The organism is Priestia sp. USM5 (genome assembly GCF_058323215.1).
In genome coordinates this window covers 3,339,504-3,352,816 of record NZ_JBSGKN010000001.1, presented here as the reverse complement: position 1 = coordinate 3,352,816, position 13,313 = coordinate 3,339,504, and the positions used below count along the sequence as shown (strand labels likewise).

13 protein-coding genes and 1 riboswitch are annotated in these 13,313 nt (G+C 38.5%); of the genes, 11 read left to right on the top strand and 2 right to left on the bottom strand.

Features of this window, described 5'->3' with window-relative positions; genetic code table 11:
* Positions 1-11: 11 nt before the first annotated feature.
* The gene (locus ACWATA_RS17935; protein WP_098627116.1) at positions 12-2,126 is read right to left on the bottom strand and encodes an ATP-dependent Clp protease ATP-binding subunit; all 2,115 of its coding nucleotides are present in this window, start codon (positions 2,124-2,126) and stop codon (positions 12-14) included.
* A gap of 419 nt (positions 2,127-2,545) precedes the next feature.
* On the opposite strand from ACWATA_RS17935, the gene nhaC reads away from it, so the two are divergent.
* The 3 genes from nhaC to ACWATA_RS17920 all read left to right on the top strand — a co-directional run bounded on the left by nhaC (position 2,546) and on the right by ACWATA_RS17920 (position 5,316).
* Complete coding sequence (nhaC, locus tag ACWATA_RS17930) at positions 2,546-3,928, top strand: Na+/H+ antiporter NhaC (protein ID WP_154973291.1); 1,383 nt, start codon at positions 2,546-2,548, stop codon at positions 3,926-3,928.
* A 293-nt stretch (positions 3,929-4,221) separates the two neighbouring features.
* Positions 4,222-5,103, top strand: coding sequence for an alpha/beta hydrolase family protein (locus ACWATA_RS17925; RefSeq protein ID WP_014461062.1), 882 nt, complete (start codon positions 4,222-4,224; stop codon positions 5,101-5,103).
* Positions 5,104-5,190: 87 nt separating this feature from the next.
* On the top strand, positions 5,191-5,316 hold the full coding sequence (locus tag ACWATA_RS17920) for a DUF6254 family protein (RefSeq protein ID WP_013082238.1): 126 nt from the start codon (positions 5,191-5,193) through the stop codon (positions 5,314-5,316).
* 65 nt (positions 5,317-5,381) lie between these two features.
* Here ACWATA_RS17920 and ACWATA_RS17915 read toward each other — a convergent pair whose 3' ends face one another.
* On the bottom strand, positions 5,382-6,101 hold the full coding sequence (locus ACWATA_RS17915; RefSeq protein ID WP_473050010.1) for a 3-ketoacyl-ACP reductase: 720 nt from the start codon (positions 6,099-6,101) through the stop codon (positions 5,382-5,384).
* A gap of 207 nt (positions 6,102-6,308) precedes the next feature.
* On the opposite strand from ACWATA_RS17915, the gene ACWATA_RS17910 reads away from it, so the two are divergent.
* The 8 genes from ACWATA_RS17910 to queF all read left to right on the top strand — a co-directional run bounded on the left by ACWATA_RS17910 (position 6,309) and on the right by queF (position 13,295).
* Positions 6,309-7,907: a spore germination protein gene (locus ACWATA_RS17910; RefSeq protein WP_473050009.1), complete on the top strand. Its 1,599-nt coding sequence runs from the start codon at positions 6,309-6,311 to the stop codon at positions 7,905-7,907.
* Between the two features lie 24 nt (positions 7,908-7,931).
* A complete protein-coding gene (locus ACWATA_RS17905) occupies positions 7,932-9,131 on the top strand; it encodes a Ger(x)C family spore germination protein (protein ID WP_028414151.1) in 1,200 nt (399 codons plus the stop codon).
* Between the two features lie 11 nt (positions 9,132-9,142).
* Complete coding sequence (locus tag ACWATA_RS17900) at positions 9,143-9,379, top strand: hypothetical protein (protein WP_033578382.1); 237 nt, start codon at positions 9,143-9,145, stop codon at positions 9,377-9,379.
* Positions 9,380-9,401: 22 nt separating this feature from the next.
* A complete protein-coding gene (locus tag ACWATA_RS17895) occupies positions 9,402-10,523 on the top strand; it encodes a GerAB/ArcD/ProY family transporter (RefSeq protein ID WP_028414149.1) in 1,122 nt (373 codons plus the stop codon).
* Between the two features lie 72 nt (positions 10,524-10,595).
* Positions 10,596-10,639, top strand: a riboswitch (PreQ1 riboswitch).
* Between the two features lie 230 nt (positions 10,640-10,869).
* Positions 10,870-11,535 carry a 7-cyano-7-deazaguanine synthase QueC gene (queC, locus tag ACWATA_RS17890; protein ID WP_028414148.1) on the top strand — a complete coding sequence of 222 codons (666 nt, stop codon included), beginning with the start codon at positions 10,870-10,872 and terminating at the stop codon, positions 11,533-11,535.
* Positions 11,535-11,975: a 6-carboxytetrahydropterin synthase QueD gene (gene queD / locus ACWATA_RS17885; protein WP_013055983.1), complete on the top strand. Its 441-nt coding sequence runs from the start codon at positions 11,535-11,537 to the stop codon at positions 11,973-11,975. Before queC ends, queD begins: the two co-directional genes overlap by 1 nt.
* The gene (gene queE / locus ACWATA_RS17880) at positions 11,968-12,699 is read left to right on the top strand and encodes a 7-carboxy-7-deazaguanine synthase QueE (protein ID WP_025749424.1); all 732 of its coding nucleotides are present in this window, start codon (positions 11,968-11,970) and stop codon (positions 12,697-12,699) included. The genes queD and queE overlap by 8 nt, the downstream gene beginning before the upstream one ends.
* 98 nt (positions 12,700-12,797) lie before the next feature.
* Positions 12,798-13,295, top strand: a complete 498-nt coding sequence (gene queF, locus ACWATA_RS17875; RefSeq protein ID WP_013055985.1) for a preQ(1) synthase — start codon at positions 12,798-12,800, stop codon at positions 13,293-13,295.
* Positions 13,296-13,313: the final 18 nt, after the last annotated feature.

The following is a 13,313-nucleotide window of genomic DNA, read 5'->3' as shown; positions in this document are numbered from 1 at the left end:
CGCTTTTTCTATTAGTTTTGTACGGTGATTTCGCTTGCTTCATTTAACGTTACGTTCACTGTTGATACGTCCGCATCATCTAACAGTAAATCTGTAATTCGATCTTCAAGCTGTTCTTGAATTGCTCGGCGGAGTGGTCTAGCACCGAATGCAGGGTGATAGCCAAGTTCAGCCAGTTTTTCTTTTACCTCATCTGCTACGCTCAGCGTGATGTTTTGTTCTTGTAATGTTTCTTTCAATTCAGCAAGCATAAGGTCAACGATTTTAATCAAGTTATTTTTTTCAAGGTGATTAAATTCAATGATTGTATCAAATCGATTTAAAAACTCTGGTTTGAAATAAGATGAAAGTGAATCTAAAACGGATGCCTGCTTAAGCGCATCATTTTCTGCGTCAAACCCAACCGTAATTTTCTTTTCACCTACACCAGCGTTACTTGTCATAATGATAACCGTGTCTTTGAAGCTTACTGTGCGACCTTGACTATCCGTTAGACGTCCATCTTCTAAAATTTGCAAAAACATATGCTGAACGTCTGGATGAGCTTTTTCAATTTCATCTAGTAAGATGATGGAATAAGGATTACGGCGTACTTTTTCTGTTAATTGTCCTGCCTCTTCATGACCTACGTAGCCAGGAGGTGAGCCGATTAATTTAGACACCGCGTGTTTTTCCATGTATTCACTCATATCTAGACGAACCATTGCATCTTTTGAGCCGAACAGTTCTTCAGCTAATGTTTTGGTTAACTCTGTTTTACCGACACCTGTTGGACCGACAAATAAGAATGAACCAATTGGGCGATGCTTCGCTTTTAATCCAGCGCGAGAACGTCGAATTGCTTTTGCTACTTTTTCGACAGCTTCCTGCTGTCCGATTACTTTTTGAGCTAAGTGCTCTGCTAAATGCTTCATTTTTGCTGATTCATTTTCTTGAAGTTTACCAACAGGGATACCCGTTTTCTTTTCAATAATGGCTTGAATGTCAGCAATATCCACATTCATTTTTTGCTGTTCTTCGTTTAGTTGTTTTTCAAGAGCAGCTTCTTCATCGCGAAGTTTTGCCGCTACTTCATATTTTTCATCCTTTAGCGCCTGCTCTTTTTCTTTTGTAATTTCTTTTAAGCGAGCGGCTGCGTCGTCTTTATTTGTAATGCCTGCCTGTAAGTTCATTTTTGAACCTGCTTCATCTAACAAGTCAATTGCTTTATCAGGCAAGAAACGATCTTGAATGTAGCGGTGTGATAAATTTACACAAGCGCGGATCGCTTCATCTGTATAGCTAACGCCGTGATAATCTTCATATTTACTTTGAATTCCTTTTAGAATTTCAAAGGCTTCTTCTACAGACGGTTCGTGAACCATAACCGGCTGAAAACGTCGTTCAAGAGCCGCATCTTTTTCAATGGAACGGTACTCTTTTAAAGTTGTAGCTCCGACTACTTGAAGTTCACCTCGTGCAAGAGCAGGTTTTAAAATATTGCTTGCGTCCATTGAACCTTCCGCTGAACCTGCTCCTACAAGAAGGTGGATTTCATCGATAAATAAAATCACGTTTTTTCGCTGTTGAAGCTCAGAAATTAACTGTTTCATACGCTCTTCAAATTGACCTCGCACGCCCGTATTAGCTACGAGTGATGCTACATCTAACAGATATACATCTTTATTTAGCAGCTTTGCAGGAACTTTTCCTTCCGCAATTTTTAAAGCTAACCCTTCGACTACAGCTGTTTTACCAACACCGGGTTCTCCAATTAGTACCGGGTTGTTTTTGTTTCTTCTATTTAAAATTTCAATGACGCGCTCTACTTCTTCTTCGCGGCCAATAACAGGGTCAATTAATCCCGTTTTCGCAATTTGAGTTAAGTTTCGACCAAATTGATCTAAAAAGCCTCCGCCGCCGTTTCCTTGCTGTGGCTGCTCCGGTGCAGCTTGTTCGTGCGCCATTTGTTTGAATAAATCATCGATGTTCATAAAGCCGCCACCTCCAAAACCTGATGGGATTTTATGTTCTTTCATTAGTGCTTGATAACATGTATGACATAAACGATATTGAGATTTTTGATTATTTGTTTGTACATTTAATTGAATAGATGCTTCACGTTTATTACAGTTTTGACAAATCATTTAATTAGCCTCCCTAAATGATTTTAATCGAAGATCAGCAGGTGTTTGACCTTTCTTGACCTTTCGTAATCTCATTATACTTTGACCTTTTTTGACTTTCAAGTCTTTTGCTTAAAAATTTTTTGAGGGAAGTTCCTCGCTTATGTACAAAAGGTAGTACATTAAAAAAACGTGTGTTTTGTGTGTACCCGTTTTATATATATAAAAACATTAGAAGCATTTTGTACAATGATTTGCTTAGATAGAGAATAAATATTAATAAGAAGAAAAGTGGAAAAATGAGTGCAGAGCCTGCCGTTGGATAAAATAAGTTATTGACAGCAAGAAGGATAAAAATTATACTCAAGAAGGTTTGCACTTAACTGCGTAAAAGCATAAAAGCGTTTAAGTGAAAAAGAAAGATAGAAAGGGAATACCTCATGAAAAAAGAAATTTCATTTATACAATCAATAGCGGTGGTTTTGGTGCTATTAGCTATTATTTTTGTTTCATTATTTATGTTAAAGCTGCCGCCTCATATTCCGCTAATATTTGGTGTAGCATTTATTAGTGTGATTGGCTTTTTGTTGAAATATAAGTGGACAGAAATGGAGAAAGGCATTTTAGACGGTGTTAGACTTGGCATTAAGCCTATCCTTATTCTAATGCTGATCGGGATGCTCATTGCGATTTGGATGGTAGGAGGAACGATACCGACGATTTTATCCTACGGCTTCCACTGGATTTCACCGCAGTACTTTTTAATTAGTGCTTTGGTTATCACCGTGTTAGTTTCAACATTCACGGGAAGTTCATTAACAACCGTCAGTACGGTAGGAGTCGCTTTATTTGGCGTGGGAACTGCTATTGGTGTACATCCAGGGCTAGCAGCAGGGATGATTGTTTCAGGAGCTGTGTTTGGAGATAAGATGTCTCCATTGTCTGATACAACAAATTTTGCTTCTGGTATCGTTGAAGTACCGCTCCCTAAACATATTCAGCATATTACGTGGACGACGGTTCCAAGTATTGTTATTACAGCAATCATTGCATTGGTAATCGGAATGAACGGAAATCATGAAAGCGTCAATTACGGAGAAATTCAAGGAATTCAAGAAGCATTAAAACATACGTTTAATTTACACGTGTTAACGTTGCTTTCTCCACTCTTAGTTCTTATTTTTTCGATGAGAAGAGTCGATGTATTGCCAACGTTAGTTTTAGGGATTGTAACGGCCATTATTACAGGAATGATTACACAGCATGAATTTACGCTGAGTCAATTGCTAGGGGTTCTTCAAAGCGGGCCAGCAATCGAGTCAGGAAATAAAGTAGTCGATGCGATTGTAAACAAAGGCGGATTACAGTCCATGATGTTTTCTATTTCTCTTATCATGATTGCCTTGTCGCTAGGTGGCTTGATGAGAGCGGTTGGAATTATTGATGCTTTATTAGAAGGATTAGCAAAACAAATCCGCCGCAGCGGAGACGTTATTTTTGCTACGCTTCTATCTTCAATTGGAGTGAACGTTATTACAGGAGAACAGTATTTATCAATTCTTCTGCCTGGGCAAACGTTTAAGCCGCTGTATGAAAAGTGGAACTTAGACCCGAAAAACTTATCACGAACGCTTGAAGACGGTGGAACGGTTATTAATGCTATTATTCCGTGGGGTGTCAGCGGAGCTTTTATTTCAACTGCATTAAATATTCCAGCGGCTGACTATATTCCATTTACATTCTTTAGCATTTTATGTCCGATTTTTTCAATTATTTTAGCATATACAGGCATTGGTATTGCCAAGAAAAAAGCTCAGTCTTAACTGGGCTTTTTTCTTTTTAAAAAAGGACAGGTAAAAAACGACAAAAAAAGTATCATTCCACTTTTCAAATCTATAATTTAATAATACAATTTACTATACGTCTTTCCTGTTCATGTACTTGTATGAATTCTTATTTCTTTATTAATGAAGAAATTTGGGTTTTGCGGTATGATAAATAAGCTGTATTGGCGATGGGATGAATGCCCTTTTTAGCAAACATTTAAGAAGGGTAAAGGCAAATGAAAACACTCATTATAAAAGAGAAAAGATATTTATTGAGGAGAGGGTTTCTGTTGAAAAAATGGGGCATCATTGCATTAATCACTGTAGCTGTGCTCGGTGTGACAGCGGTTTTTAACCGAGCTGAAAGTGATGATGTAAATAAAGAAAAATTGAATTTATTATCGCCTTATTCAAATAAAGTAGATGTATATAGCATTACGTATCCTAGTGATAATTTAAAGATAAAAGGGTTTTTAGTACAGCCTAAAGACATTGCAGACAAACATTATCCGCTTTTAGTATATAATCGCGGAGGAAATCGCGAACATGGCATGATTCGCGCAAAAACACTTCAGTATTTGTCATACTGGGCAAGTAAAGGCTACGTCGTTGTTGCGACTCAATACAGGGGAAATGGCGGAAGTGAAGGAACAGAGACGTACGGCGGTAAAGATATTGACGACGTATTAAATCTTATTAAATGGGGAGAACAGCTTCCTTATGTAAATCACCAGCAAAAGGTAGCGCTAGGATATTCACGCGGCGGTATGATGACGTATTTAACGATGAAAAACGGCGTTAAATTTGATGCTGTTGTCGTACAATCAGGTATTACAGACATGTTTCAATTCTACGACCAAAGAGGGCCTGAAATGAAACAAGTGCTGCGGACAATTGTAGGAGATCCGGCGCAGTATCCAGAGAGGTATAAAAGTCGTTCTGTTGTCTACTGGAGCGATAAAGTAAATTCACCTCTTTTAATTTTACAGGGTGATCATGATCGTAAAGTTCATCACACTCAGGCTGAAAAGCTTGTGAAACAACTAGATGAGCAGGGAAAAGAATACAAATATGTACTGTATAAAAACGGAGACCATCCGCTAACTGCTTATTATGATCAATATAACGCGGAAATTGATAAATGGTTTAAAATACATTTAGCTAAGCAGTAAAGAAATTGGAAGCAGTTTTGATGAATGGAAAAGAGCAGCTTGTTTTATCCTACTACATGTAAGCATATAAAAAGGGGATGAAGCAAAATGACTCAGTCTAAAAGTCAAAAAGAGCGTCAGTGGAACGTACGAAAGCAATCACAAAACCCATCGCATGGAAAAGTAAAGTCTTTTGAAGAACTATCAGAAGAAATCACGCCTAAACGTAAATAAGCTAACCATCATATAAAAGAAGACACAAAAAAGGAGAGCTGAAGCTCTCCTTTTTCTATGTTTGTTTATGGATTTGTAGACCACATGCCCGCAGATTTGATAAAAATACGTGGATGCAGCTTTAATTGTGCTACCATAATTTCTGCTAGGTCTTCAGGCTGCATCACTTTATCAGGATTGCCATCCGTTAAGTTTTCTTTATATGCTAATTCCGTTGCTACTGTACTTGGTGTTAGAGCTGTTACACGAATATTGTGTTTGCGCACTTCTAGCGCTAAAGATTCAGTTAAGCCAAGCACGCCAAATTTTGAAGCGCTGTAAGCACTTGTAACGGGAGCGCCTTTTTGACCAGCAGTGGATGAAATATTGATGATGTCTCCACCATTTTTTTCGATTAATTGAGGTAGAACGGCGCGCGTTATGTAGTAAACGCCCATTAAATTCACATCAATGATTTGTTTCCACTCAGCTGGGTCTAGCTCTAAAAAGCCTCCGAATTTACCGATTCCCGCATTGTTGATTAAGATATCCGTTGCCCCTAATTTTGTATGTAGATGCTCAACTGCTGCGTTTACTTCTTCCATAGAAGAAACGTCTGCTGTTGCATAAGCAACTTGTACATCAAATGCTTCCAGTTCAGAAGCAACAGCCTTTAAATCTGCCTCTGTACGAGCAATTAAACCGATATTTACGCCTTCTTTTGCTAATTCAATTGCAGTTGAACGACCGATGCCTTTTCCTGCTCCTGTAATAAGAGCTACTTTGCCTTTAAGTGATTGTGCCATGTATAGACTCCTTTCAATGTTCCGTATAAACATTCTTCATAATAACGAAGAATTATCCATTACTATCCTATAGAAATGCACAAATGATGTCAAAAATAAAGATTATTAAAATGGCTTCAAGTATAAATTTCCTTTTCATACAAAAACTATAGAGACTAAAAAGAAGAAATTCCGTTTCTTTTCGTTCAATGTAGTGGAGGATGAACAATGCGTATTAAAAAACTATCGGAGTTAACGAATAAATCCAAACAGCGGAAAGAAAAAGCTGGTGAATCGAAGGACTCTAAGGCAACTAGTGCTTCTTCCACTGAGGAAGAGCAGAAATTGTCGGAGAGAGTGGGAGATAATATCTTCCACATGAAAAAAGCATTGGGACAGAGCACGGACTTAGTGACAAGAGAGTTTCGAATTTCAATTGAAGAAAAATTCACTTTAGGTGTTGCTTACATCGACGGATTGGTAAATAAAGATGAAGTTGAACACTATGCGCTGGACTCCATTATGCATTATCACGATGAGCATTTAACTCATGATGACGGTGTCGTTAATATGTACGAGTTGATTAAAAGCTATAGTTTGGCGGCCGGTGAAATTATGGAAGCCAAAACATTGGATGATGCTCTTCTTCATGTTTTATCAGGAGATACCGTGCTGTTTTTAGAAGGGTATCAAACGTGTATTGTGGCAAGTACAAGAGGGTGGAGAGACAGGGCTGTTTCTGAACCACAATCTCAGACCGTTGTAAGAGGACCTCGAGACAGTTTTACAGAAACACTGCGAACGAATACCGCATTGATTCGGCGCCGAATAAAATCTCCAAAACTTTGGATTGAATCTCAGCAAATAGGAGAGTTTACAAAAACGGATATTGCGCTCGTTTATATAGACGGCATTGCGGATGAACAGGTCATTCAAGAGGTAAAAGAGCGTCTTTCTAAAATTGATATAGACGGTATTTTGGAGAGCGGATATATCGAAGAGTTGATTCAAGATGAAGATTATACACCTTTTCCTACTATGCATAACACGGAGCGTCCAGACTCCGTGGCAGCAGGTCTTTTAGAGGAGCGGATAGCCATTTTAGTAGACGGTACACCTTTTGTATTGATGGTTCCTGCCCTATTTATTCAATTTTTTCAGGCGGCCGAAGATTATTACCAGCGCGCAGATATTAGTACATTGATTCGCTTAATGCGCTACATGGCATTTTTCTTAGCCCTTTTAACACCTTCTGCTTATATTGCTTTAACTACTTTTCATCAAGAGATGCTTCCTTTTGCTTTGTTAATTAGTATTGCAGCTCAAAGGGAAGGTGTGCCTTTTCCAGCTATTATTGAAGCGTTTATTATGGAAATCACGTTTGAAATTTTGCGAGAAGCGGGAGTCCGATTGCCTCGAGCAGTAGGTTCAGCTATTTCAATCGTGGGAGCACTCGTTTTAGGAGAAGCCGCCGTACAAGCTGGATTAGTATCGCCTGCAATGGTTATCGTTGTATCCATCACCGCTATTAGTAACTTTGTTTCACCGGTGTATGATATGGCCATTGCAGTAAGGATGCTGCGCTTTATTTTAATGGTTTTAGCAGCTACTTTTGGCTTGTTCGGTATTATCCTCGGGCTAATTTTAATGATTTTACATTTATGCAGCTTAAGGTCATTTGGAGTCCCTTATATGACACCTATGGCTCCCTTTGTGAAGCGTGATCAAAAGGATGTTCTAATTAGACGTTCGATCAAAAAAATGAAAACAAGGCCAAAGCTTATTAACGAGAAGAATATTTCACGTCAAAAGACGCAAAAAAACTAAACTGTGCAAAGGTGGCCGGTTACTATGAAAGCATTTCTGATGTTATGTATCTGTTCATTGCTGTTAAGCGGCTGCTGGAGCAGTCGAGAGTTGAATGAGCTAGCCATTACGGTTGCTGTCGGAATTGATAAAGCAGAAGATGGCATTATTGTTACAGTTCAGCTGATTAACCCTGGTGATATTCAGGCCAAAACCCCTACAAACGGGCCTTCTGTTACCACATTCTCTATTAAGGCTTCGTCTGTAATGGAAGGGTTAAGAAAAATAACGACAAAATCCCCGCGGAAAATTTATCTTTCTCATTTACGAATGCTAGTCATTAGCGAAAGCATGGCGGAAGAGGGTATTGCTGAAGTGCTTGATTTCTTTGCTCGGGATCATGAAGTGCGTACCGATTATTTTGTTGTTGTTGCTAAAAACACGAAAGCATCGAGCGTTCTGAACGTATTAACAACAATTGAAAAAATACCAGCTAACCATATGTTTGCTTCATTAGACGTCTCTCAGCGTATTTGGGCACCCACTAGAGGCGTAAAGTTAAATGAACTGATCAGTAACTTAACGAGCGAAGGAAAGCAGGCGGTGTTATCGGGAGTATTGGTCAAAGGCGACGTGAAAAAGGCAGGAGATATGTCGAGCATTTCCCGGACCAATCTGTCCACCCTGCTCAATTTTAAAGGATTAGGTGTCTTTCAAAATGATAAGCTGATCGGCTGGTTCAATGAAGACGAAAGTAAAGGATATAACTATATTACAGGAAATGTAAAAAGTACGTTAATTGTTATTCCATGCGAAGGAAAAGAAAAACAGCACGATATCATCGGAGTAGAAATGCTTCGAACGAACGTGAAGGTAACGGCTTCTATGAAAAACCATAAGCCTCATATTCACGTGGATTTAAAAGGTGAAGCAAACGTGGCAGATGTAGAGTGTCAAGTAAACTTACAGGACCCAGCTGTAATCAATATGCTCGAACGAAAAACAGCAGCGGACGTAAAAGAAAAAATGAATGACGCAGTGGAAAAAGCTCAAAAAGATTATAAAAGTGATATCTTCGGTTTTGGAGAAACGTTTTACAGACAAGATGTAAAGAGATGGTACAAAATGAAAAGAGACTGGAACAGAATTTACGCAGAAGATTTAACCGTCGATTTAGATGCCAAAGTTCAAATCCGTCGCTTAGGCACGTTAAATAACTCATATATGAAGCAAATGAAGCATTAAGGAGAAAGAAAATGGAGGGATTTATCGCCTTACTCGTACTTCTTGCTTATTTGACTAAAAAAATTATGATTAACTTCCGAAAGGAAAAGTATTACCGTGAAATCGTTGTCTATCTTTGTCTTATAGGTATGGGTTTATTCTTTTGGGGAGCCATTACACTCCGTAAAGAAGTACCTACGCCTCTGTACTTTTTAGAGGAACTCATTAAGCCTCTTACTAAAACCGTTCATCATCTGTTATTTACGTAAGCATGTAGGAGAGAAGGGGTGTATGATGCAAATAAAAGAATTTATTACTCCGAAACAACTTCTTTTTCTCATTTATTTTTTTTGTATCGGAAGCGCTATTTTGGCAGTTCCGGCTACGTTATTAGAAACGAATAGACAAAATGCCTGGGTATGTAGTGTGCTTGCTATTGGCTTTGCCCTTTTAATTGTTGCGGTGCTGTTATGGCTGATGCACCGTTACCCTCAGCAAACGTTCATTGAAATAGCTAAAAAAGCGCTAGGTCCTTACGCCGGAGCGTGTATGTCTCTTATTTACATTTTTTTTATGTTCATTCAATCTACGTTTTCCCTTCGAGATATCAGTACATTTATGACGACGCAAATTGTCCCTGAAACGCTGCCTACGTGGATTCATGCTCTTGTGATTTTAGCGGTTATATACGGAGGGTATTTAGGCATTGAAGTGATAGCGAGAACCGCGGAAATCTTTTTACCGTGGATCGTCGTCCCTTTTTTATTGTTAATTTCGTTAAATATTCCTCAGATGAAACTGGATCGTCTTTACCCTTTGTTTGAATTCCGCATGGATGATTTAGTGTTAGGGACCACGTATTTCTTAGGAAATCCGTTTATGGAATTGATTTTTGTGCTAATGATTACGCCTCATATAAAAGATGGCAAAAAGGTAAAAAGAATGATTGTTATCGGCACTGTGGCATCGGGCTTGACGATTACGATTGCAGTTGCGGCTTGTATATTAGCTCTTGGCGCGAATATTGCATCAATGCACAGCTACCCAGTTTATTTATTAGGAAAAATGATTTCGTTAGGTGCAACGATACAGCATGTTGAAGTATTAGTAGCTATTATTTGGATGTTATCTATCTTTTTTAAAGTTGTCATTGTGTTCTATGCTATTCAGTTAAGTATCGCTCAATTATGTAATTTACGGGTGCGCAATTTTTTGAGCTTTCCTTTAGGTCTAATCATTACAGGCGTGGCGTATTACATTATTCCAAATACAGCATACTTCAATTATTTTGAAAAATATTACTGGCCGTTTTATTTATTTGTACTAAGCGTCTGTTTTCCGTTGTTATTTATTGCGCTTTCTTATATAAAGAGAAATAAGGCAGCTAAAGGTGATAGAAGCCAACAAACATAGCATTATTTATACGTATGTGGTATAGTATACGATGACAATTCAAGAAGAAACGCCGTACACGTTTGTATATGTACGGGAGAGGTTCGAAAACTCCCTCTATAAAAAACTAAGATCATCGTTGATGACAAAAGACACGGTTTTAGCGTGTCTTCTTTCACGTGCTTTTCTATCAACACGTCTTTTTGACGTGTATGCTGGCGAGGACGTGTATCTTAGTTGCTTTTTAGGGAGATTGCTGGAAAAGAGCAGTCTCTTTTTTGTGTTATAAAATTAGTCACAAAGGGAACGAACGGTTCAATAAAGTTTCTTCTTCTTTTGATTTCAATCAAAAAGGAGACGAACAATAATGATGAAAAATGAAAAAGCTATTGTTGTATTTAGCGGAGGTCAAGATAGTACAACATGTCTATTTTGGGCTTTGAAAAACTTTAAAGAAGTAGAAACGGTTACTTTCCAATACGGTCAGCGTCATAGTCAAGAGATAGAGGTAGCAAAAGCTATCGCAGCTGATTTAGGTGTGAAGCATACCGTCCTAGATATGTCACTTTTAAATCAATTAGCACCAAATGCCTTAACGCGAGATGATATTGAAATTGAGCAAAAAGAAGGAGAGTTGCCTACAACGTTTGTGGATGGCCGCAATCTGTTATTTTTATCATTTGCTGCCGTACTGGCTAAAAACAGCGGAGGCCGTCATATCGTAACAGGCGTTTGTGAAACTGATTTTTCGGGATATCCAGACTGTCGAGACGTATTTGTGAAATCGTTAAACGTCACGCTTAATTTATCAATGGACTTCGAGTTTGTGATTCATACGCCGCTTATGTGGATTGATAAAGCAGAAACGTGGGCGTTAGCGGATGAGCTAGGAGCGCTTGAATATGTGCGTGAAAAAACATTAACGTGCTACAACGGTATTGTTGCTGATGGGTGCGGCGAATGTCCCGCATGTCAATTGCGAAAACGCGGGTTAGATCAATACTTGCAAACAAAAGAAGGAGGAGAAAAATAATGCTGCAACAAATGTATCCTCAAGTCTTTCATGACTATGAATATGAATTGAACAAAGATATGCAGTTTGCTGCGGCACATTTTGTTCCTCATACAGAAGCAGGAAAATGCCGTCAAGTCCATGGACATACGTATTTTGTAAATTTAACTGTTGCCGGAGATACATTAGACGAAGCGGGCTTTTTAGTAAACTTTGCGCTATTGAAAAAAATTGTTTCTGGTCAATTTGATCATACATTATTGAACGATCATTCTATCTTTAACGAAGAAAATCCAAATGATTTTCCTACAACTGAAGTTGTTGCTCGTAAAATTTATGAGTTGGTTCAAGAATATCTAGACACACTACCAAATAAGCCTTCTTGCGTACAAGTATTCGTGCGGGAAACGCCGACAAGTTACGTAGTTTACCGCCCAAAGAAGGTGAAAAAACGTGGCTAATACAATTCCAGTACTTGAAATATTCGGCCCAACGATTCAAGGGGAAGGAATGGTTGTAGGACGTAAGACGATGTTTGTTCGTACCGCAGGCTGTGATTATTCCTGCAGCTGGTGTGATTCAGCTTTTACATGGGATGGATCAGCTAAAAACGATATTCGTCAGCTAACAGCAGAACAAATTTGGACGGAGCTTAAAGAAATTGGAGGAGAGTGCTTTGATCACGTCACCATTTCTGGAGGAAACCCTGCGCTTATCAAGGCGATTGGTTCACTTGTAGAGCTTTTGCACAGTCATGGGGTAAAAGCAGCTCTTGAAACACAGGGAAGCCGTTATCAGGATTGGTTCCTAAAAATCGATGATTTAACGATTTCTCCTAAGCCTCCAAGTTCATTAATGAAAACAAATTTCTCCGTATTAGACGATATTATAGAGACATTAATAAAGGAAAAACGCATGGCGCACATAAGCATAAAAGTCGTTGTATTTAATGATGAGGACTTTGAGTATGCAGCGTCTGTTCATGAACGTTATCCTGAGGTTCCATTTTTTGTTCAAGTAGGCAACGAGGACTTAACGACAATCGATAATGCGTCGTTAACACAAGAATTGCTTAAAAAGTATGAGTGGTTAATCGACAAGGCAGTGGCAGCTAAAAACATGAACGATGTAAGAGTTCTGCCGCAGGTTCACGCCCTTGTTTGGGGAAATAAACGAGGCGTGTAAGCGCATAGCAAAAAATTTACAAAGAAAAATAAAAACAGATATATACAAAATAAAAAAACGCTGTTAGAATGACAATCGTAGAAAGAGAGGAAATGCAAATGAGCGGTCGAAAAGATGAAGAATTAGAAGGTGTATCACTCCTTGGAAATCAAGGAACAAACTATTTGTTTGAATATTCACCAGAGATTCTAGAAGCATTTGATAACAAACATCCAAATCGTGATTATTTTGTGAAATTTAACTGTCCGGAATTTACGAGCTTATGTCCAAAAACGGGTCAGCCGGATTTCGCAACCATTTATATTAGTTACATTCCAGATGAAAAAATGGTGGAAAGCAAGTCGTTAAAGCTTTATTTGTTCAGCTTCCGTAACCATGGAGATTTCCATGAAGACTGTATGAATATTATTATGAATGACTTAATTAAACTGATGAATCCAAGATATATTGAAGTATGGGGAAAATTCACACCACGCGGCGGGATTTCAATTGATCCATATACAAACTATGGCCGTCCTGGTACGAAGTATGAAGAAATGGCTAATTATCGCCTGATGAATCATGATTTATACCCAGAAACAATTGATAATCGTTAATTCGAACAAACAGGTTGT